Origin of the sequence: Streptomyces anthophorae, from assembly GCF_049310305.1 — a bacterium.
GTDB lineage: Bacteria > Actinomycetota > Actinomycetes > Streptomycetales > Streptomycetaceae > Streptomyces.
In genome coordinates, this window is record NZ_JBLWQQ010000001.1 from 4,767,605 (window position 1) to 4,789,073 (window position 21,469).

Consider the following 21,469-nt stretch of genomic DNA (forward strand, 5'->3'; position numbering starts at 1 on the left):
TTCCCCGATGCCGCACGTGTTGATTCTCGGCGGGACGACCGAGGCCCGGGGCCTGGCCGAGGCCCTGCACCCGCGGGTCCGCGTGACCAGTTCGCTCGCGGGGCGCGTCGCGGCGCCCCGGCTGCCGGCCGGTGAGGTGCGGATCGGCGGGTTCGGCGGGGCCGAGGGCATGGCGGAGTGGATCCGCGAGCACGCCGTGGACGCGGTCATCGATGCCACCCATCCCTTCGCCGAGACGATCAGTTTCAACGCGGCGCGGGCCGCCGCCACCGCCCATGTTCCCCTGCTCGCGCTGCGGCGGCCCGGCTGGGTGCCGGGTGCGGGGGACGACTGGCGGGAGGTCGGCTCCCTGGCGGAGGCGGCGGCCGCCGTGCGGGGGGCGGGGCGGGTCTTCCTCACGACGGGCCGAATGGGTCTCGCCGCGTTCGCGGATGTCGACGACGCGGACTTCCTCGTACGGTCCGTGGACGCGCCCGAGCCGCCGGCTCCGCCGCGGATGTCGGTGTTGCTCGACCGAGGTCCTTTCACGTTGTCCGGCGAACGCGCGGTCCTCGCGGAGCACGCCATCGACGTCCTGGTGACCAAGGACAGCGGTGGCGCGGCGACGTCCCCGAAACTGGTCGCCGCGCGCGAGGCGGGCATCCCGGTGATCGTGGTCCGCCGCCCCCCGGTCCCCGAGGGAGTCCCGGTGGCCACCACGGTGGAGGCGGCAACGGAGTGGCTCCACGCCACGGTGCCCTAAAGGCTGGGGCTCTGCCCCATACCCCGCTGCTCAATCGCCGCAGGGGCTTGAAACACCCACCTGCGGCGCAAGGTGAGCAAATTCAAGCCCCGCCGGCGATTGAGGCGCGGGGTATGGGGCGGAGCCCCAAATCAAGCCCCTGCGGCGATTGAGGCGCGGGGCTTGGGACAGAGCCCCAAATCAAGCCCCTGCGGCGATTGAGCAGCGGGGTCCGGGGCGGAGCCCCGTGGCGTCGGCCACGGGTGGGTGTCACATGGCGCCGGGTTCGGGGTAGCGGCGCGGGGTCCACGCCACCGTCCGGCCGTCCGCACGGACGACCGCCTGGGTCTGCGACGACCCGACGATCAGCAACGTACGCATGTCGACGACCTCCGGATCCAGGTCCGCGAGCCGCACGACCCGGACCGCCTCCTCCGGCCCGCCCACATCCCGCGCGAGCACGACAGGCGTGTCGGGAAGCCGCAGCTCAAGGAGCAGCTCACGGGCCTTGCCCACCTGCCACGTACGGCTGCGCGACCCGGGGTTGTAGAGCGCGAGCACCAGATCCGCCGCGGCAGCGGTCCGCAGACGCTCCGCGATGACCTCCCACGGCTTGAGCCGGTCGGAGAGGGAGATCGTGGCGTAGTCGTGGCCGAGGGGCGCGCCCGCCTTCGCCGCGGCGGCGTTCGCCGCGGTCACCCCCGGCAGGACCCGCACGGGAATCCCCGAGTACCGCTCCTCCGAGGCCACTTCGAGCACCGCCGTCGCCATCGCGAAGACCCCGGGGTCGCCCCCGGAGACCACCGCGACCCGATGCCCGCGCCGCGCCAGGTCGAGGGCGAACTCCGCGCGCTCGGACTCCACCTTGTTGTCCGAACCGTGCCGCACCTGCCCCGGCCGCCCGGGCACGCGCGCGAGGTACGTCGTGTACCCGACCAGGTCGTCCGCGTTCGCCAGCGCGCCTCGCGACTCCGGCGTCAGCCACGGCGCGCCCGCGGGCCCCGTGCCGACGACCACGACCTCGCCGCGCGCCGGTTCCGGGTCCACGACCGGCTCCGCGTCGACGCGGGAGGGCAGCACGGCGACGGAGAAGTACGGCACGGAGGACGGGTCGATGTCGGCGAGCGCACCCGTGCGCTCACCCTCCATGAAGGCCCGCTCGACGTAGCGGGCATCGTCGAGCCGGCCCGAACCCTCGATCGCCGCCCGCACCTTGGTGAACGTACGCCCCAGCTTCATCACGACCGCCGAGTCCGCGGCGGCGATCCGCGCGGACAGCTCGTCCTCCGGCAGCGTGCCGGGGATGACGGTCAGCGTCTCCTTGTCCTCGCACAGCGGCTGCCCGAGCCGCGCGGCGGCGGCGCTGATGGACGTGACACCGGGGATGACGGTCGTCTCGAACCGGTCGGCGAGCCGCTTGTGCATGTGCTGGTACGAGCCGTAGAACATCGGGTCGCCCTCGGCGAGCACGGCGACGGTGCGCCCCGCGTCGAGGTGCGCGGCGAGGGTGGCCGCCGCCTCCTCGTAGAACTCGTCGAGCGCGCCCCGGTAGCCGCCGGGGTGATCGGTCGTCTCGACGGTGAGCGGATACATCAGCCGCTCCTCGATCTGCGTCTCACGGATGTGCTCCGCGGCGATCGAGCGGGCGATGGAACGCCCGTGGCGCGCGCAGTGGTACGCGATGACGTCGGCGGAGGCGATCGCCTTCACGGCGGCGACGGTCATCAACTCCGGGTCGCCGGGCCCGAGCCCGACGCCGTACAGCTTTCCCTGCTGAGGGTTACCCTGCTGGGAAGGGGAGTCGTTCATGACCGGTCCTCCATGATCTCCGCCTCGGTCGCGATGGCGTTCAGTGCGGCGGCGGTGATGGCACTGCCCCCGCGCCGACCGCGCACGACGAGGTGTTCGAGGCCGAGTTCGTTCCCGGCCAGGGCCTCCTTGGACTCGGCGGCGCCGACGAAGCCGACGGGTATGCCGAGCACGGCGGCCGGCTTCGGCGCACCCTTCGCGATCATCTCCATGAGGTGGAAGAGCGCGGTGGGCGCGTTGCCGATGGCGACGACGGCGCCGTCCAGCCGGTCACGCCACAGTTCGAGCGCGGCGGCACTGCGCGTAGTCCCCAATTCGCGGGCGAGATCGGGCACTTGGGGATCCCGCAGCGTGCAGACGACCTCGTTGTCGGCGGGCAGCCGCTTGCGGGTGACGCCGCTGGCGACCATGTGGGCGTCGCACAGGATGGGCGCCCCGGCGCGCAGCGCGGCGCGCGCGTTCGCCACGACGCCGGTCGAGTGGCCGATGTCCTGTACGAGATCCACCTGGCCGCAGGCGTGGATCATGCGGACCGCCACCTGGGCGACGTCGGCGGGCAGCGCCGCGAGTCCGTCCGCGGCTTCCGCGCGGATCGTGGCAAAGGACTCGCGGTAGATCGCCGCGCCGTCCTTCTCGTAGTCGAACACGGTTGCTCTCAGCTCTCGGGGTGGTGGGGGACGGTGGTGGTGTATCCGCCGCCGGGCTGCGCCACGACGTCTACGTAAGGGCCCACGGGGTGGCCGCAGCGGCGTTCGCAGCCGGACCAGTAGGTGGGGAGGGTCGGGTGGGCGTCGTCGATGCGGGCGGCGGCGTCGCGGCGGACGTCGGCGTGCGACTTGGCGCAGCCGGGGTGCCCGATGCAGGCCGCTACGCGGTTCCACGGGGACGCGGGGTCGACGACGAGCCCCGTACCGGCAAGTTGCGCCTGCGTGGCACCGGGCACGACGACGCTGCGCCAGGGCGTCAGCCGAAGCTCCTGCTGCGGAAGCCGCTCGGCGAGCGTGACGAGGGCGTCCCATTGGCCGGCCCCAATGGCCCCGAACGGAACAGTCGCCACGGGGCTGACGCCGTCGTCAGGGGCGCGCGGCACCGTGGGCCGCCTTGCACACCCTGCCGCCCCAGGCGGCGGACTGCCCAAGGCGCCGACGCCACCGGCCTCATCAGGCCCCGGCGGGTGGGCATTTTCAAGCCCCTGCGGCGATTGAGCAGCGGGGTCCGGGGCGGAGCCCCGAGGCGTCAACGACGGGTGGGCGGACAGGCGGCGGGTCAACTCGTGCGCGGGAAGGTCCAGTTCGGCCACCCGCCACACCCGCCCCCCGGCCTCCCGCGCGAGCGCGACGAACACCTCCGCCGCGGCGATCGCCGCGACCACGGCGCTGTCGAACGGAACCCGGAACCGCGCCTCGCCGACCGACACTTCCGCGTCCCCCGACGGCATCCCGCGGACCAGCACATCCGGACGGAGACCGGCGACGTCCCCCCGCCCGTCGTCAAGACCGAACAGAAACCGACCGGACAATTCCGGCGTGACGGAACTCGCACACAGCGCCGCGTCGAGCCCGGTCAACCAGTCCCGTACGTCCACGTATCCGCCACCGTCGAGCCCGGACAGCGGCGAAGCCACCACGTTGCGGACCCGCTCGTGCGCCGCCGACGGCAGCAGCCCCGCCGCCCCGAGCACCTCCGCGAGCTCACCCCCGCACCCTTCGCGCAACCCTCGCAGTTGCACATTCCCTCGCGAGGTGAGGTGCAGCATCCCGTCGCCGAGCCGCTCCGCCGTGTCGCCGAGCGCCCGAGCCTGGACCACGGTCAGTACCCCGCCGGGGATTCGTACCCGCGCGAGGAACCCGTCATCGGCACTGTGCAGACGCAAAGCACCGGGGCAGGCGTCGCCCGAGCCGGTGCCCGGGACGGATATGGGGGAGGGGGACATGCCGGGGAGCATACCTATGGGCTCTTTCCACCACCCCGTACCAGGTCGTCGCCCGGCACCGTACGATGCTCGGTGGCTGCCCGGACCCGGTCGGCCGTCGCCGGCGACGGCGGCAGGGGAGGAAGCCCGGTGCGAATCCGGCGCGGTCCCGCCACTGTGAACTCTCCACCCGGAGAGCGAGCCAGGAACTCCCTGCATCAACGACCACCCGGGGCGCGGACACCCCGAGGAAGGCCAGACGACGCATGCCTCAGCAGCTCCTGCTCCTGTCGACGTCGGACACCGACCTGCTCAGCGCTCGTGCGGCCAACGCCGCGGGTGCCCCGGTCGCGTACCGCTTCGAGAACCCCTCCCGCATCGACGTGGAAACGGACCTGCCGGGCCTCCTCGACGGCGTGGACCTGGTGGTCGTACGCCTCCTCGGCGGCGTCCGCGCCTGGCAGGACGGCATCGACCGGCTGACCGCCGCCGGGATGCCGCTGGTCGTCCTCACCGGTGAACAGGCTCCCGACGCCCAGCTGATGGCCTCGTCCACGGTCCCCGTCGGCATCGCGGCCGAGGCCCACAAGTACCTGGCGCACGGCGGTCCGGAGAACCTGGACCACCTGGCCCGCTTCCTCTCCGACACGGTGCTGCTGACCGGCCACGGCTTCGAGCCGCCGGTGGCCGCGCCGACCTGGGGCGAGCTGGAGCGCGAGCCCGCCACACGGCACGACGGCGCCCCCACGGTCGCCGTGCTGTACTACCGCGCCCACCACATGAGCGGCAACACGTCGTTCGTGCACGCCCTGTGCGACGAGATCGAGCGCGCCGGCGCCCGGCCGCTGCCGCTGTACGTCGCGTCGCTGCGGGCCCCCGAGCCGGAGCTGATCGACGCGCTGCGCCCGGTCGACGCGATCGTCACGACGGTCCTCGCGGCGGGCGGCACGAAGCCCGCCGAGGCGAGCGCGGGCGGCGACGACGAGTCCTGGGACGCGGGCGCGCTCACCCAGCTCGACGTGCCGATCCTCCAGGCCCTGTGCCTGACCTCCTCCCGTGCCGACTGGGAGGAGAACGACGAGGGCGTCTCGCCGCTCGACGCCGCGAGCCAGATCGCGGTGCCGGAGTTCGACGGCCGCCTCATCACCGTCCCGTTCTCCTTCAAGGAACTCGACGAGGACGGGCTCCCGGCGTACGTCGCCGACCCCGAGCGCGCGGCCCGCGTCGCCGGGATCGCCGTACGGCACGCCCGCCTCAGGCACATCCCGGCGCAGGACAAGAAGCTCGCGCTCGTCCTGTCCGCGTACCCGACGAAGCACTCGCGCATCGGCAACGCGGTGGGCCTCGACACCCCCGCATCCGCGGTGGCGCTGCTGCGCCGGCTCCTCGACGAGGGGTACGACTTCGGGGACCGGGCCGAGATCCCCGGCCTGGCCTCCGGCGACGGCGACGAGCTGATCCGCGCGCTCATCGACGCGGGCGGTCACGACCAGGAGTGGCTGACCGAGGAACAGCTCGCGAAGAACCCGGTCCGCATCCCGGCCGCCGACTACAAGCGCTGGTACGCGACGCTGCCGCAGGAACTGCGGGAGAGCGTCGAGCGGCACTGGGGCCCGCCGCCCGGCGAGATGTTCGTGGACCGCTCGCGCAATCCCGAGGGCGACATCGTCCTCGCGGCGCTGCGCCGCGGGAACCTCCTCATCCTCATCCAGCCGCCGCGCGGCTTCGGCGAGAACCCGATCGCGATCTACCACGACCCCGATCTCCCGCCGTCCCACCACTACTTGGCGGCGTACCGCTGGATCGCGGCGGCCTCGGCCGACGGCGGTTTCGGCGCGGACGCGATGATCCACCTGGGCAAGCACGGCAACCTGGAGTGGCTGCCGGGCAAGAACGCGGGCCTGTCGGCGGCGTGCGCGCCGGACGCGGCGCTCGGCGACCTCCCCCTCGTCTACCCGTTCCTGGTCAACGACCCGGGCGAGGGCACCCAGGCCAAGCGCCGCGTGCACGCCACGCTCATCGACCACCTGGTGCCGCCGATGGCCCGTGCCGACTCCTACGGCGACATCGCCCGCCTTGAGCAACTCCTCGACGAATACGCCCAGATCAGCTCGATGGACCCGGCGAAGCTGCCGGCCATCCGGGCCCAGATCTGGACGCTGATCCAGGCGGCGAAGCTCGACCACGACCTGGGTCTCGAGGCCCGTCCCGACGACGACGGCTTCGACGACTTCCTGCTCCACGTCGACGGGTGGCTGTGCGAGGTCAAGGACGCGCAGATCCGCGACGGCCTGCACGTCCTGGGCGCGGCGCCCTCCGGTCCTGACCGGGTCAACCTGGTCCTGGCGATCCTGCGGGCCCGGCAGATCTGGGGCGGCAACCAGGCGCTTCCCGGTCTGCGGGAGGCGCTGGGCCTCGACGAGTCCGCGGCGACCCGCTCCGCGGCGGACGACGCGGAGGCGGTGGCCCGCGCCCTCGTCGAGGCGATGGAGGCGGCGGATTGGGACCCGGATGCGGTACCGCAAGCCCTCGCCGCGCTTCCCCCCACGCCTCGGGGCTCCGCCCCGGACCCCGCTCCTCAATCGCCGGAGGGGCTTGAAATGCCCGCCGACGCCGAAGGGGCCGATGAGGTCGCCCCCGCCTTGGGCAATCTGCCGCCTGGGGCGGCAGGGTGGGCAAGGCGGCCCACGGTGCAGCGCGCCGATGACGAGGGCGCCGACCCCGTTGCGGCCATCCTGGAGTTCGCGGCTCGCGAGGTCATCCCGCGGCTGAGCGCCACCACGGACGAGTTGGAGAACGCCGTCCGTGCCCTCAACGGCCGCTTCGTCCCCGCAGGGCCGAGTGGCTCGCCGCTCCGCGGGCTCGTGAACGTGCTGCCGACCGGGCGGAACTTCTACTCCGTCGACCCGAAGGCCGTCCCGAGCCGCCTCGCCTGGGAAACCGGGCAGGCCCTCGCCGACAGCCTCCTCACCCGGTACAAGGACGACAACGGCGATTACCCCACCTCCGTGGGCCTGTCCCTGTGGGGCACCAGCGCCATGCGCACCGCCGGCGACGACATCGCGGAGGCCCTCGCCCTCCTCGGCATCCGCCCGGTCTGGGACGACGCCTCGCGCCGCGTCACCGGCCTGGAGCCGATCCCGTACGAGGAACTGAACCGCCCCCGCGTCGACGTCACCCTCCGGATCTCCGGATTCTTCCGCGACGCGTTCCCGCACACCATCGGCCTCCTCGACGACGCGGTGCGCCTCGCCGCGTCGCTCGACGAACCGGCCGAGATCAACCACGTACGGGCGCACACCCAGGCCGACCTCGCCGAGCACGGCGACGAGCGGCGCGCGACGACCCGTATCTTCGGCTCGCGCCCGGGCACGTACGGCGCAGGACTGCTCCAGCTGATCGACTCCAAGGACTGGCGCACGGACGCCGACCTGGCCGAGGTCTACACGGTGTGGGGCGGCTACGCGTACGGCCGCGGCCTGGAGGGCAAGGCGGCCCGCACCGAGATGGAGACGGCCTACAAGCGCATCGCGGTCGCCGCCAAGAACACGGACACCCGCGAGCACGACATCGCCGACTCGGACGACTACTTCCAGTACCACGGCGGCATGGTCGCCGCCGTGCGCGCTCTGCGAGGGACCGCCCCCGAGGCGTACATCGGCGACTCGACCCGCCCGGAGACGGTCAAGACCCGCACGCTCGTCGAGGAGACGTCCCGCGTCTTCCGGGCCCGCGTCGTGAACCCCAAGTGGATCGAGGCGATGCGCCGCCACGGCTACAAGGGCGCCTTCGAACTCGCCGCGACGGTGGACTACTTGTTCGGCTACGACGCCACGACCGGCGTCATCGCCGACTGGATGTACGACAAGTTGACCGAGACGTACGTCCTCGACGAGACGAATCGCCAGTTCCTCTCCGAGAACAACCCGTGGGCCCTGCACGGCATCGCGGAGCGGCTGCTCGAGGCCGAGTCGCGCGGCATGTGGGAGAAGCCGGACCCGCAGACGCTGGAGGCCCTCCGCCAGGTGTACCTGGAGACGGAGGGCGACCTGGAGTCCGACGAGTAGTCGTCAGGTCCTCAGGCTCGCAGCGTCACGCCGAAGCTCCGTCCGTACGCGTGGTGCGTGTCGACGTCGAGCCGGGTTCCGCCCGGCACGGCGGTGACGCGCACCGCGTCGTCGCCCTCGGCCTTGCGCAGCGTCCGGCCGCGCATCACGACCGAGACGGTGTCCCGTTCGGTGGTCGGATCGGAGACCGCGACCGCGACCCCGCCGTTCCGCTGCCGTACGAGGACGGACGCGGGCCCTTCGACGTCGAGTCCGGCCACCCGGTGCGCGCCGCCGGTGAAGGTGTTCGCGGCGGTGAGCCCGAGCCCGTCGTGGCGGACGGCCTGCGTGTTCGTCGTGTTGGTGAGCACCCGCGCGCCCTCGTACGTCCGCACCGCCGACTCCGACGCGTTCGGCAGCAGCGCGTACGCGAAGGAGACCGGCTTCGCCCCGGCCGCCTGCTCGACGGTCAGCGAGAACACCTGCTTCGTGACCGCCGTGTCGGGGTTCGAGGTGCGGACGACGCGGCGGCTGCGGGTCACCGTTTCGAGGCGGGGCTTCGCCTCCGGCCCGGCCAGGCGCACGTAGCCGACCGCCGCGTCCCGCGTCCCGTCCGCCCAGCGCACCCAGCCGTCGCCCTCGGCCACGGTCACCGCGTCCCCCGCGGGTGCCACGCGCGCGTCGAGGGTCGTCGTCACGGCCCGCCCGCCGCCGGGAGCGTCCCCGACCCCGGCCGCGAGCACCACGATCTCGTCGTCGAGCAGGAACCACGACCTGGTGGCCCGCGCGCTCCGGTACGCCACGAAGTCGTCCGGAAGCAGCCCCGCACGCTTGTCCCGCCACGGCACGTCGTCGGACGCGACCCAGCCGACGGCCCCGTACGTGCCGTCAAGGACGGCCCCGCCCGAGTACGCCTGCGTGGCCGTCGGGAAGTACACGTACTTGTTCTGCGACTCGGACGACGCGGTGAAGTTCAGCGGGTGGTCCGGGTTGTCGTAGAAGAGCTTGCCGCCGTACAACTCCGGGACGGTTCCCCGGTGTTCGACGGGCGCGGTCACGCCCGCGAGGCCGTAGGGGGAGACGGTGGTGAAGTAGTCGACGCCGAAGGACTGGGTCTGGTCCTGGCCCGCCAGGTACAGGTAGTGGGAGCCGTCGCCCTGGAACCACGGCATCAGGTTCTCGCCGCTCATGTACTCGTACTTGCTGATGCGCGACGAGCTGCGGGAGAGCGTGAACGCGTATCCGGGACGTCGGTGCACCGTGCGGTCCATGGCGTTGAAGGCGACGGAGCGGGCGGGCGGGTTGAGGTCGGCGGGGCGGACGCCGGAGTCCGCGAGGATGTCGGCGTACCGGACGATGCTCAGCGGCGAGACGAACGTCGCCGGGTCGAGGTTCGCCTTCGACGTGGCCCGTATGTGCTTCACGTACGCCTTGAGGGCCCCGGCCTCCGTCCCCGTCGACAGCGACGCGAGGTCGACGACCGCCTCGACGACCGTGGCGGAATCGGCGTACCCGCTGCCCGTGCGTGACACGGCCCGCCCCTTCACCGCCTCCATCATCCAGCCCTCGAAGATCAGCGGCGCGAACCCGTCGCGCACCCACTTCCGCACGGTGGGGACGAGTTCCTCGCCGTAGGCGAACCCGGTCCCGTCGAGCAGCTTCAGCGTCTGGACGACGCGCGTGAGCAGGCCCTTCCCGTACGAGCCCGTGTACGCGACGGAGGAGTGCTGGATGAAGGACCCGTCGGCGTAGTGGCCGTCGGTCACGCCGTGCCGGAGGTGGTACGGGTCGACCGTCGCGAAGACCGTCAGCTGGTCGGTGAGTGCCTTGCGGATGCGGGCCTCGTCGCCGGTGAGGGCGCCCTGGAGGATGCGGTTGGTGGTGATGTCGGCGAGGTTGGCCCCGGTGTGGAAGCGCGAGTCGAGGTCGACGTCGCCGTCCTTGCCGTTGCGCAGGTACGCGTCCATGGAGGCGATGTACGTGGCCGTCAGCTCGGCGGGCGCGGCGTCCCCGAGCAGCACGAGCGCGCGGCTGACGTGCTGCGAGACGCCGATCTCCCAGGTGAACCAGTTGCCGTAATAGCCCTTGGACTGGTCGCCGTAGTACCGCTCGTGCAGCCACGTCAACGCATCGACGACACGGGTGCGGACGGCCGAACTCCCGTACAGGTCACCGGAGATGCCGGGCGTTGCGGTCGCGAGCGCGATCTCGTACACCCGCTGATACGTGGTGTTGAGGTTCGGGTCGCTGGTGCCGAGCGGCACGCCCTTGAACAGTTCGCCGTCGCCCGATGCCGCGTCCATGGCGGCGAGGTTCGTCCGGGCCGTCTTCTCGATCGCGGCCAGCTTGCCGGCGGTCTCCTCGCGCGCGTTGGACGCGGCGTTCCCGGCGAACATCTCGGTCGCATTGGCCAGCAACCGCGCCGCCCCGTCAGCGAGTTGAGCCGCGCTCGCCCACTGAGTGGGCACGGCGGCGAGCACCCCGCTCGCGGCGAGGACACTCAGCAGACGTCTACGGGTGATCTCCATCGGTCGTCCGTCCCTCCGTCGTTCGCCCACGATCGGCACGCGCGGCCGGAGTCAAGCAGACCGGAAGATCCTGGGGAAGGGGCGGCGACTCAGAACGCCAGGTCCTCCCAGCCGATGCTCATGGCGAAGGGCTCGGGAAACTCGATTCCGAGGCCGTCCGGCTCCCACTCGCCGACGGGGACGTACACCATGGGGCGCCGTGGCTCGACGACGAGCCCGGCCCGGTCGACGGTGGCCAGTCCGTAGGCCCGTACGCAGGTGATGTCTCGGGGGCCGTCGGCGTCGAGCTCGACCTCCCAGTACCAGGGGATCCCGGCGTCCGCGTACCGGGCCTTCCTCCACTCGATGTGCCTGATGGTGTCCGAGCCGTCGAGCACCTCGCCCACCAGCACGGTGTCGCTGCCATGGCGGATCAGGAAGTCGGGGGTGAGGAAGCCGGACCGGTCGGGTGTGAAGGAGACGTTGGTCTGCCCCCTTACTCGCCAGCGGACCCGCTCCCCGCCGATGGCCTGCGCACGCATGGCGCGGCGGGCGTCGGTCTCCAGCGCGTTGCGCATACGCGTGGCTAAGCGTCGGCGCCCCAGTAGGGCGACCGCCTCGGGTGTCGTCATTGTGCTGCTCCTTCAGAACGGTCGGCCTCGTGCGGCTGGGTCCACTCGGCGCACGGCGGGCACGCGTACACGTTGAAGCCGGGGCCCGTGCCCTGGTGCACCTCGGCGACCAGCACGGGTTCGTGCGTCATCACCTCGCACCACACGCACATCCGCGGCTGACCTCGACCGGCCTTGAGCACGGCGGCGGCCCCGGACGAGTCGCACTCGTCCGGGGCCGCCGCCGTACTGCCGTCTGCCGGTGTCGCGCTCAGGCGCCGCGGTTCGCCGACTCGTCCGGCCCCGGCGGCGGGACGACCTTCGTGTCGAACGAGCCGTCGACGATCGTCGCCGCGAACTCCGAGAGACGCAGCTGCCGGGAGCGCGCGTACCGGCGGAAGGCCTCGAACGCCTCGTCCACCGACGTGCCCCAGCGCTCGGCCAGCACCCCCTTCGCCTGCTCGATCACGATCCGGCTGATGAGCGCCCGCTCCACCTGGCTCTTCTCCAGATGCACCTGCTCCAGGGAACGCTGCTGGAGCACGATGATCGTGGCCACGTCGGCCAACGCCTGCGCGAGCGCGACGTCGTCGGTCCGCAGCGGCGTCGTGGACGTCTGGAAGAGGCTCAGCGCGCCGACGACCTGATCGCGCAGCCGCAGCGGCACCGCGTGCGTGGTGCGATAGCCGCTGGAGCGGGCCCGGCGCGTGAACTGCCCCCAGTCCGCGGTGGCCAGGGGATCCGTCAGGTCGACATTGGTGAGCGCGCGGGCGGAGCGATGGGACTCCAGGGACGGACCCTGGTCGTATTGGAGCTCGAAGAGTTCGAGGGTCTTCGACCGCTCGTCGGACGCCGCGACGACCTGCAACCGGCCGTGCACGTCGGCGAGCATGACACCGGCCGCCGACACGTCGAGCAGTTCCACGCAGCGGGCCGTGAGCCGCTGCAACATGTCGATGACGTCGAAGTCGGCGATGAGGGAGTCCGTCACCTCGACGAACACCTCCGCGAGCCGCTGCTCGCGAGCCATGCCGCTCACTCCCTTCTGTCCTCGGGTGAGATGTCTCCGGGAGAGTCCGGCCCGCTCATGTCTCCTCCAGCGTCGTCGTCACGATCTTCCCCCTCGTGATGGAACCGGATCCTGCGGGCCACCACATCGTCCGCCACCTCGCCGAGTGGCCGCCCGGTACCGAACGCGTGGGCGCGCAGCCGCAACAGGGCCTGGGCGACAGGCACGTGGAGCTGCACGCTGATCATCCCGGTCGCCTGATGCACGGCGGCGCGCCGGAGTCCGCTCGACCCGTCCACCGGGTCCCCGCTCAGGGCCGCGGAGGTGAGCGCCGCGGCGAGTGCGGTGGCGTCGGCGTACTGCTGGTCCGACAGAGGTTTGCCGTCGCACAAAACGGTGAGTACCCCGAGTCGCACGGCGCCAACGCCCAGCGGGAAGCAGTTCACGCCCAGCACGCCGAGCTCCCTGGCCGACGGCAGCAGCGCCGGCCAGCGGCCGGGCGGCACCAGCCGCAGATCGGGTTCGAGGACGGGCACTCCGTCGCGCAGCGAGTCGGGCCCGGGGCCCTCGCCCAGCGTGAACTGGAGATCCTCGAACCGCCCGCTCAGCTCGGGGTGGCACCACAACGGTTCGGCCCCCTGCCCCGCCTTCACCAGCAAGGACGCCGCCACCCCCGGTACCCCGAGGGCCCGCGCACAGGCCGCGCCGGGATCGCCCCCGGCATCCAACAGGCGCAGGGAGCGCAGTACCTCGGCCATGCCGTCACTGATCACCTGTCCCCGTTCCGTCCCACGACTCGTCCGTCGCGTCCATCGGCCAAGCGAAGAGTACTGGGGAGCCCGGAACCCGCGGCCGTTCCACGGCACAGGGCAGGTGTCTACGCTGCCCGGGTGGACGACAGACCTCTGGAGACCGGGGCCCGCGGCCGGGCCGACGTGCGTGCCGATGTACGTGCCGTGGTGCGACGCCTCGCGGACGTGCTGGAGCCGCGGCCGGTGTGGTGCGGGCCGGACGACGCCGAGATCCACGACGTGGTCATCGCCGAACCGGGCGAGGCGCTCGACGGGGCGGCCGGGGCCCTGGTGCTCGCGGTCGGCGCGCGGGAGGCCGAGGCCGTGGACATGGTCGCGGCGGCCGCCGGAGCGGGCGCGGGCGCGCTCGCGGTGCGGGTCGGCGACGACGGCTTGCCGGAGGCGGTGCGGGCGGCGGCGGAGGGCACCGGGACCGCCGTCATCGGGCTGCCGCGCGGGCTGCGCTGGGACCTCGCGGAGGCCGAGATCCGCGCCGTACTGGCGGCGCCCGCAGGGGAGTTCGCCCCGAGCCGCAGCGGCGACCTGTTCTCCCTCGCCCAGACCGTGGCCACGCTCACGCAGGGTCTGGTCAGCCTGGAGGACGGCGCGCACCGCGTCCTCGCGTACGCCGGACCCGTCGACGAGGCCGACGAACTGCGCCGCGCCACCATCCTCGGCCGCAGCTGCCCCGAGCCGTACCTCGCGCTGCTGCGCAGCCTCGGCGTCCATCAGCGGGTCCGGGCCGGCGACGAGGTCGTCACCGTCGACGAACAGCCGGACCTCGGCGCCCGCCGCCGCCTCGTGATCGGCGTCAACGCCGGGCGCCGTCCGCTCGGCACCATCTGGGTCCAGGAGGGCGCGAGGCCGCTCGCCGAACGGTCGCCGCAACTGCTCCGCGGCGCCGCCCGGATCGCCGCCGTCCAACTCGTCGACCACTACTTCCAGGGCGACCCGGGCGCCCGCCTCGCCTCCCGCGAGGAGCTCAGCCACGGCCTGCTCACCGGCCGCTTCGACGCCGCTGCGCTCGCCGCCCACCTCGGCATCGACCCGGCGGCCGGGGCCGATGTCGTCGCCGTGGACCTGCGCGACCCCGCCGAGGACGGCGACGCGCTGCGGGCCGACGCGCGGCGGGCGGAGGCGGCGGGGATCGTGTCCGTGCATGTGGCGGCGCACCGGGAGAACGCGCTGGTGGCGCAGGCGTGCGGCCAGATCTACGCGGTGCTGCCGACGGCTGCGTCCTCGCCGCCCACACCGTCCTCGTACGAGGACGAAGCCCCCCTTGTCCGCTGGGCCGACGAACTCGTCGCCACGCTGCGCCGCCTCACCGGTACCCGCGTCCAGGCCGTCCTCGCGGGCCGCGCGGAGCGCCTCGCCGACGTCCCGGCCGTCAAGCTCCGCGGCCACCGCGCCCTGCAACTCCTCGCCCGCACACCCGAGACGACCGTCGGCACCCACACCCGCCTCGCCCCGGCGCTCCTGATCCGCGACACCCTGGAACTCCTCGACCGCTCCCCGCGGCTCCGCTTCCCCGCGGTGGCCGCGCTCGTCATCCGCGACCGTGACCAGGGCACCGACCTCGCCCGCTCCCTGCTCCTCTACCTCGACGCGTTCGGTGACGTCACCGCTGTCGCCAAGCGCCTCAACGTCCACCCCAACACCCTGCGTTACCGGGTCCGCCGGGCGGTGGCACTGACCGGCCTCGACCTCGACGACCCCGAACACCGGCTTGCCGCGACCCTCCAGCTCCGCCTGGACCTGGACGCGCGGGATCTCACCGACCCGGCGTTCCCCGGCGCCTGAACCGGAACCCTGTCGGGCCGGACACTCGGGGGCCCCGAGCACTGTCCGAGCGGACAAGGGGCGGGGCGCACGTACCGCCTTAGGTTCACACCCAGTTCGCGGTTCGCGGTTCATTCGCCTTCCGCGACGGAGTCCCTGACCCTCACCGCCCCCTCCGGAGGCCGGCCCATGCCTTCATCCGCCTCGCCCGCCACCGCGGGCGGCACCGTCCCCGCCACACCGCCGTCCGGCATGCGCCGGATCGCCACGGCGAGCTTCATCGGCACGGCCATCGAGTTCTACGACTACTACATCTACGGAACCGCCGCCGCGCTCGTCCTCAACGAGGCCTTCTTCCCCGAACTCTCCGAAGCAGCGGGCACCTTGGCCACGCTGTCCACCTTCGCCGTCGGCTTCGCCGCGCGACCGCTGGGCGCCGCGATCTTCGGCCACTTCGGCGACCGCGTCGGCCGCAAGGCCGTCCTGGTCGTCTCGCTCCTGATGATGGGCCTGTCCACGGGCCTGATCGGCCTGCTTCCCGGCTACGACACCCTCGGCGTGCTTGCCCCGGTCCTCCTGGTCCTGCTCCGCCTGATCCAGGGCCTCGGCCTCGGCGGCGAGTGGGGCGGCGCGGCCCTCCTCGCCGTGGAACACGCCCCCAAGGGCAAACGCGGCCTGTACGCCGCGGCCCCCCAAATGGGCTCACCCGTCGGCTACTTCGCCGCCACCGTCACGTTCCTGCTGATGTCGTCGCTCCTGGACGACGCGGCCTTCGACAGCTGGGGCTGGCGCATCCCGTTCCTGCTGTCCTTCGTGCTGGTCGCGGTGGGCCTGGCCATCCGCCTCAAGATCTCCGAAACCCCGGCCTTCGCGAAGGTCACGGCGGAACAGGAAACAGCCAAGGCCCCGCTCGCCGAGGCCTTCCGCAAGCACCCCAAGGAGATGCTGCTCGGCGCGGGCATGATCACCGTCGTCTACGTGATGTTCTACACGGCGGCCACGTACTGCATGACGTACACGACCGACGACCTGGGCATCCCCAAGAACGACATGCTGCTCCTGACCCTCGTCGCCGTCACGGTCCTCGGCATCTCCACCTACGCCGTGGCCCGTTGGTCGGACCGCGTCGGCCGCCGCAAACTCATCATCGGCGGCGCCGCGTTCGGCGTCGTCTGGGGTGCGGCCCTCTTCCCGCTCCTCGAAACCGGCAACTACGTCCTCATCGCCGTCGCCCTGAGCGGGGCCCTGCTCTGCATGGGCATCATCTACGGCCCGGCGGGCGCCTACATGCCCGAACTCTTCGCGACCCGCCTGCGCTACTCCGGCGCCGGCTTCTCCTACAACCTCGGCGGCGTACTCGGCGGCGCCGCGGCCCCCCTCGTCGTCACGGCCCTGGCCGAGACCTACAGCGCCTCCGTCGGCGGCTGGTTCATGAGCGGCATGGCCCTCCTCTCCCTCCTCTGCGCCCTCGCCCTCCCGGAAACCCGCAGCCGCGACCTGGACACGATCTGAACACACGAAAAACCCCAGGCCCTGGGCCTGGGGTTTTCCATTGAGCTGACGGAACCCGCTCTCCCACACCTAGAGGCGCCCGAGACCATGAACCGGGAAAAGGTGGACAATGGGGAATGAACGCGTCCATACGGGAAACCCGTTCCAGGCCACCCGTTCACTTCGGTGCCCTGCCGCTCCCGGGTGGCCGAGCACGGTAAAGGAGCCCTCTCATGGCAGACATCAACGTCGCGCTGCACGTACAGGTCGAGGCACTGCCCGGCAAGGAGGAAGAGGTCGCCGCCTTTCTCCGCGAGGGCCTTGCCATCGTCCAGGAGGAGCCCGGCACCCTTGCCTGGTTCGCCGTGCGCCTGGGCCCGTCCACCTTCGCCATCTTCGACGCCTTTCCCGACGACGATGCACGCCAGGCCCATCTCGCCGGCCGCCTTGGCAGCGCACTGATGGAACGGGCCGACGAACTGTTCGCCCAGCCGCCCTCCGTCGAGACCCTCGACGTCCTCGCCCACAAACTCCCCTGAAGAGTCCGCACAGCAAAAAGCCCCGGGCCGCTGGCCTGGGGCTTCTTCGTGGAGCGGGTGACGAGAATCGAACTCGCGCTCTAAGCTTGGGAAGCTTATGTTCTACCATTAAACTACACCCGCGCGGTACGGCCGTTGAGGCGATCCGTACTGCCGACACTGTACCCCATGCCGGGCCCCGGACGCTGAAGCGCCGGGGCCCGGCTGCGTTGTGGGGGCTGGAAGTGACTGCGGGTGAAGGGAGTTGAAGCGTACGGTGGGAACTCCGGCCGAGGACGATTCACCTCGGGGTGCCGCCTGGATTGGCGTCCCTTTCATCCCGTAATGTTGCTTTTCGTCGTCGGTCAGGAAACTGGCCCAATGGCTCCGTGGGGAAGGGACTCCGGGACTTGATGGACTCGATGGATCGCACCGTCGTCCGATGTGCCGAAGGGCACGTGTTCAGCACCGCTTCGTTCCCGATGCAGCAGGCGGACCGCCTCGGTCCCAGCCGGCTGATTCGGTGTCCGCGGTGCGCGCGACTTCGGCACGCCGTTCCTGTGGGACCGGACGAGCGGTAAGCGGCACCAGTGACAGTGGGCGCGGGCCCCGCCGATTGTGGCGGGCCCGCGCCCACTGCGTATCCTCGCTACGTGCTTCTCTCAGACAAGGACATCCGGGCCGAGATCGACGCCGGACGGGTCCGCATCGATCCTTACGACGAATCCATGGTGCAGCCGTCGAGCATCGATGTGCGGCTCGACCGCTACTTCCGGGTGTTCGAGAACCACAAGTACCCGCACATCGACCCGAGCGTCGAACAGTCGGAGCTGACGCGGATGGTGGTGCCGGAAGGCGACGAGCCCTTCATCCTGCACCCCGGTGAGTTCGTGCTCGCCTCCACGTACGAGGTCATCTCCCTGCCCGAGGACCTCGCCTCGCGCCTCGAGGGCAAGAGCTCGCTCGGCCGCCTCGGCCTGGTGACCCACTCCACGGCGGGCTTCATCGACCCCGGCTTCAGCGGCCACGTGACGCTGGAGCTGTCGAACCTCGCGACGCTCCCCATCAAGCTGTGGCCCGGCATGAAGATCGGCCAGCTGTGCATGTTCCGGCTGTCGTCACCCGCCGAGTTCCCGTACGGCAGCGAGCGCTACGGTTCGCGTTACCAGGGACAGCGCGGCCCGACGGCCTCCCGTTCCTTCCTCAACTTCCATCGGACCCAGGTGTGAGCAGCAGCGACATGAGTGACGTCAGCCCCGAGCGCGAGAACCTCACGTACGAGAAGTTCGGGGTCGCCATGCGCGAACTCGCGCAGACCATCGCCGACGACGGGTACCAGCCGGACATCATCCTGAGCATCGCGCGCGGCGGCGTCTTCGTCGCCGGCGGGCTCGGGTACGCGCTGGACGTGAAGAACATCCACCTGGTGAACGTGGAGTTCTACACGGGCGTCGGCACCACGCTCGAGATGCCGGTCATGCTCGCGCCGGTCCCCAACGCGATCGACTTCAGCGACAAGAAGGTCCTGATCACCGACGACGTCGCGGACACCGGCAAGACCCTGAAGCTCGTCCACGACTTCTGCCTCGACACCGTGGCGGAGGTCCGCTCGGCCGTGGTCTATGAGAAGTCCCACTCACTCGTGAAGTGCGAGTACGTGTGGAAGCGCACCGATGAGTGGATCAACTTCCCGTGGAGTGTTGAACCGCCCGTCGTGAAGCGCGAGGGCCAGGTCCTCGACGCCTGAGCGTGCGCCGGACGTACGAAATGAGGGGCCCTGCGGGGCCCCTCATTTCGTGTGCCGGACGGCGTGTGCCGGGACGTGTCAGAACGTGCCCAGCTTGATGATCGAGAGCAGGGCGATCAGCTGGATCGCCGAGGCCGCGAGCGCCTTCGGCCAGGGCAGGTCGTGGGACTTGGAGACCATCGTGGTCAGCAGCGCGCCCGCCGCGACCCACGTCGCCCAGCCGATGAGCTGGACGAACATCGCGTCGCCGCCGAGGAACATGCCGAAGACCAGGCGCGGGGTGTCGGTGAGCGAGGCGATCAGCATGGACAGGCCGACCGTGGGCTGCCAGGCGCCGTCGCCGCCGAGCTGGCGGGCCAGGGTGTGGGTGACCACGCCGAGCACGAAGAAGCTGACCGTGATCGCGATGCCGGTCGTCAGGACGTAGGGGATCGCGGAGGACATCGTGGCGTTGATGACGTCCTCGCGGGCGCCGTCGAAGCCGAAGATCGCCAGGAGTCCGTAGAGGAACGTGACGATCAGGGCAGGGCCCCACATCGCGTAGTCACGCATCTGGAGATACGTCGCCGAGGGGCGCAGGACGACTCCGGAGAGCAGCGGCTTCCAGTGCAGGCGGGGTCCGACGGGACCGGACGGGCCCGGCGCGCCCGCCTGGTAGGTGGAGCCCTGGCCGTACGCGTACGGGTCGTCGCCGGGGTTCACCGAGAAGGCCTGGGTGTGGCCGGGGTTGTTCGCGGCGTACGGGTCGTGGGCGCGCGGCGCGTTCGGGTCGCCGAAGTACTCCGGCTCGCCGTGCCCGCCGTTCGCCTGCGGCCACTGCTGCCGGTGCTGTTGTTGCTGCTGCCCGTACCCGTGCTGCTGCTGAGGGGGCCCGTACGGAGGGTGCCCCTGGGGCGCTTCGCGGTTGTCCCGGCCGCGTCCGTTCCTGAATCCAGCCACGTACTCGAACGTACCTGGTTTCCATGAACGGAATGCCGGGCCCGGGGGTCGGGCCCGGCATTGCGGCTGACCTGTGACATCCCTTACGGGGGCCACTTAGGGGGCGAGCGTCGCGCCGAACGCGGGGGCGCCCGCGGTGGACACGCCGACGGTGCTCGGGCCGAAGGCGGCGGCACCGCTTGTGGTGATGCCGGAGGAGCGGCCCTTCAGGTAGGTGAGGGAGCCGTTGCCTGCGTTCTCGTGCTGGGACCCGATGAACAGGTCGGCGTGGCTGTCGTTGTCGACGTCGTCGAGGGACACGGCCCAGCCGAAGCGGTCGCCGTCCTCGTTGGTGCCGGGGACGCCGCTGGTGTTCTGGTGGAAGACCTGGATGCCGGATGTGGTCAGGCCGGCCGGGCCGCCGCGCAGGACGACGACTTCGCCGGTGGTCTCGGCGGTGCCGATGATCTCGTCGGAGACGCCGACCGCGACATCCGCGCAGCCGTCTCCGTCGATGTCGCCGACTGAGACGGCGCCGCCGAACGCGTCCTCGTACTCGTCCACCCCGGGGACGCCCTGGGTGCTCTGGTCGATGTGCTGGGGCTTGGCGCCGCCGACACCGTCCGGGCCGCCGCGATACAGGTTCACGCTGCCGCCGCCCTGGTTCGAGGAGTTGAGGTCGAGCATGTCGCCGTAGACGAAGTCGTCGTAGCCGTCGCCGGTGACGTCACCGAAAGCGAGGCCGTGACGGAACTGCCCGTCGGTGCCCTCCGTCCGTACGGCGGGGGTCAGGCCGTCGGCGCCGCTCTGGTAGAGGTGGCCGATGTTCTGTCCGTCGACCGCGAGGTCGTCCGTGCCGTCGCCGTTCACATCGCCCGCCGCGAGGGCGCGCACGCTGGAGTTCCACTCGTGCAGGTCCGTGGCGAGGGTCGAACTGCCGCCGCTGGAACCGGACGTGGTGAAGGGGCCCTCGCGGAAGGTGACGGTGGAACTGGTGCTGCCGACGGCCAGGTCGATGTCGCCGTCGCCGTCGAAGTCGCCCGCGGCCAGGGCCTGTCCGTACGAGTCGTGGGAGCTTCGGGACGGGTCGGAGACCGTGGTGCCTTGGGTCAGGCCGTTCGCCGAGCCCCACAGGATGACGACCGTGCCGCCGTCGGTGTCGTCGTCGACATCTTCGCCGGGGGTGCCGACGGCGAGGTCCGTGTAGCCGTCACCGTTGAAGTCGGCGGTGGCGGTGGCGGCGCCGAACAGGTCGTACTTCTCCGCGACGCCGGGCACGCCGGACGTGTTCTGGCTGATCACCTTGCGGTGGCCGGAGCCGACGCCGGTGGCCGAGCCGTAGAGGGCGACGACGGCACCCGCGCGGCTCGCGGAGCCGACGGTGGCGGCATGGGCGGAGGAGACCAGGTCGGGGTAGCCGTCGCCGTTGAAGTCGGGAGCGGTGCGGTCTGTGGCCGGGGTCGCGCTCGCGGTGGGGGCCAGTGCGACCGCGGTGAGGAGGAGCCCACTGGTGAGGGCCGTTGCGAGCAGGCGGGAAAGGCTTCTGTGCAGGGGCAAGCCGTGGCTCCGGGGGTCGGCGCGGGGGTGGAGCGGACCTGAGCCGACTGCTC

Annotated in this window: 17 protein-coding genes, 1 tRNA gene and 1 riboswitch; of the genes, 7 read left to right on the forward strand and 11 right to left on the reverse strand. The window is 71.6% G+C overall.

The window, feature by feature from the left end:
- The first annotated feature begins 7 nt into the window (after positions 1-7).
- Positions 8-742 carry a cobalt-precorrin-6A reductase gene (locus ACNYS0_RS21745; protein ID WP_422476002.1) on the forward strand — a complete coding sequence of 245 codons (735 nt, stop codon included), beginning with the start codon at positions 8-10 and terminating at the stop codon, positions 740-742.
- 249 nt (positions 743-991) lie between these two features.
- On the opposite strand, the gene cobJ is transcribed toward ACNYS0_RS21745, so the two are convergent.
- The 3 genes from cobJ to cobG are packed head-to-tail and all read right to left on the reverse strand — an operon-like array spanning position 992 to position 4,463.
- Positions 992-2,530: a precorrin-3B C(17)-methyltransferase gene (gene cobJ, locus ACNYS0_RS21750; protein ID WP_422476004.1), complete on the reverse strand. Its 1,539-nt coding sequence runs from the start codon at positions 2,528-2,530 to the stop codon at positions 992-994.
- Complete coding sequence (locus tag ACNYS0_RS21755) at positions 2,527-3,177, reverse strand: precorrin-8X methylmutase (protein WP_422476006.1); 651 nt, start codon at positions 3,175-3,177, stop codon at positions 2,527-2,529. The genes cobJ and ACNYS0_RS21755 overlap by 4 nt, the downstream gene beginning before the upstream one ends.
- A gap of 8 nt (positions 3,178-3,185) precedes the next feature.
- Positions 3,186-4,463 carry a precorrin-3B synthase gene (gene cobG, locus ACNYS0_RS21760; protein ID WP_422476008.1) on the reverse strand — a complete coding sequence of 426 codons (1,278 nt, stop codon included), beginning with the start codon at positions 4,461-4,463 and terminating at the stop codon, positions 3,186-3,188.
- Between the two features lie 97 nt (positions 4,464-4,560).
- A riboswitch (cobalamin riboswitch) is annotated at positions 4,561-4,654 on the forward strand.
- Positions 4,655-4,708: 54 nt separating this feature from the next.
- On the opposite strand from cobG, the gene cobN reads away from it, so the two are divergent.
- Positions 4,709-8,509, forward strand: coding sequence for a cobaltochelatase subunit CobN (gene cobN, locus ACNYS0_RS21765; protein ID WP_422476010.1), 3,801 nt, complete (start codon positions 4,709-4,711; stop codon positions 8,507-8,509).
- An 11-nt stretch (positions 8,510-8,520) separates the two neighbouring features.
- Here the strand turns inward: cobN and ACNYS0_RS21770 are convergent, their stop codons facing one another.
- The 5 genes from ACNYS0_RS21770 to ACNYS0_RS21790 form a co-directional block, all read right to left on the reverse strand.
- Positions 8,521-11,016, reverse strand: a complete 2,496-nt coding sequence (locus ACNYS0_RS21770) for a polysaccharide lyase family 8 super-sandwich domain-containing protein (protein ID WP_422476012.1) — start codon at positions 11,014-11,016, stop codon at positions 8,521-8,523.
- Positions 11,017-11,105: 89 nt separating this feature from the next.
- Positions 11,106-11,573, reverse strand: a complete 468-nt coding sequence (locus ACNYS0_RS21775) for a hypothetical protein (RefSeq protein WP_422476014.1) — start codon at positions 11,571-11,573, stop codon at positions 11,106-11,108.
- Between the two features lie 50 nt (positions 11,574-11,623).
- Positions 11,624-11,758 carry a hypothetical protein gene (locus ACNYS0_RS21780; protein ID WP_422476016.1) on the reverse strand — a complete coding sequence of 45 codons (135 nt, stop codon included), beginning with the start codon at positions 11,756-11,758 and terminating at the stop codon, positions 11,624-11,626.
- Between the two features lie 119 nt (positions 11,759-11,877).
- On the reverse strand, positions 11,878-12,636 hold the full coding sequence (locus ACNYS0_RS21785) for an ANTAR domain-containing protein (protein WP_422476018.1): 759 nt from the start codon (positions 12,634-12,636) through the stop codon (positions 11,878-11,880).
- Positions 12,637-12,641: 5 nt separating this feature from the next.
- Positions 12,642-13,373: an ANTAR domain-containing protein gene (locus ACNYS0_RS21790; protein ID WP_422476020.1), complete on the reverse strand. Its 732-nt coding sequence runs from the start codon at positions 13,371-13,373 to the stop codon at positions 12,642-12,644.
- Between the two features lie 132 nt (positions 13,374-13,505).
- Between ACNYS0_RS21790 and ACNYS0_RS21795 the strand changes: the two genes are divergently transcribed.
- From ACNYS0_RS21795 to ACNYS0_RS21805, 3 genes are all read left to right on the forward strand, one after another.
- A complete protein-coding gene (locus ACNYS0_RS21795) occupies positions 13,506-15,206 on the forward strand; it encodes a PucR family transcriptional regulator (RefSeq protein ID WP_422476022.1) in 1,701 nt (566 codons plus the stop codon).
- A gap of 168 nt (positions 15,207-15,374) precedes the next feature.
- Positions 15,375-16,697 (forward strand): MFS transporter, encoded by a 1,323-nt coding sequence (locus ACNYS0_RS21800; protein WP_422476024.1) that lies wholly within the window; start codon positions 15,375-15,377, stop codon positions 16,695-16,697.
- A 212-nt stretch (positions 16,698-16,909) separates the two neighbouring features.
- Complete coding sequence (locus ACNYS0_RS21805) at positions 16,910-17,215, forward strand: putative quinol monooxygenase (RefSeq protein ID WP_422476026.1); 306 nt, start codon at positions 16,910-16,912, stop codon at positions 17,213-17,215.
- A 49-nt stretch (positions 17,216-17,264) separates the two neighbouring features.
- On the opposite strand, the gene ACNYS0_RS21810 is transcribed toward ACNYS0_RS21805, so the two are convergent.
- Positions 17,265-17,338, reverse strand: a tRNA-Gly gene (locus ACNYS0_RS21810).
- Positions 17,339-17,847: 509 nt separating this feature from the next.
- Here ACNYS0_RS21810 and dcd point away from each other — a divergent pair.
- Both dcd and ACNYS0_RS21820 read left to right on the forward strand, forming a co-directional pair.
- On the forward strand, positions 17,848-18,423 hold the full coding sequence (gene dcd / locus ACNYS0_RS21815) for a dCTP deaminase (RefSeq protein ID WP_385763353.1): 576 nt from the start codon (positions 17,848-17,850) through the stop codon (positions 18,421-18,423).
- 11 nt (positions 18,424-18,434) lie between these two features.
- A complete protein-coding gene (locus ACNYS0_RS21820; RefSeq protein ID WP_422476028.1) occupies positions 18,435-18,941 on the forward strand; it encodes a phosphoribosyltransferase in 507 nt (168 codons plus the stop codon).
- A gap of 78 nt (positions 18,942-19,019) precedes the next feature.
- Here the strand turns inward: ACNYS0_RS21820 and ACNYS0_RS21825 are convergent, their stop codons facing one another.
- Positions 19,020-19,880: a Yip1 family protein gene (locus ACNYS0_RS21825; protein ID WP_422476030.1), complete on the reverse strand. Its 861-nt coding sequence runs from the start codon at positions 19,878-19,880 to the stop codon at positions 19,020-19,022.
- A gap of 96 nt (positions 19,881-19,976) precedes the next feature.
- The gene (locus tag ACNYS0_RS21830; protein WP_422476032.1) at positions 19,977-21,416 is read right to left on the reverse strand and encodes an FG-GAP-like repeat-containing protein; all 1,440 of its coding nucleotides are present in this window, start codon (positions 21,414-21,416) and stop codon (positions 19,977-19,979) included.
- Between the last annotated feature and the right edge of the window lie 53 nt (positions 21,417-21,469).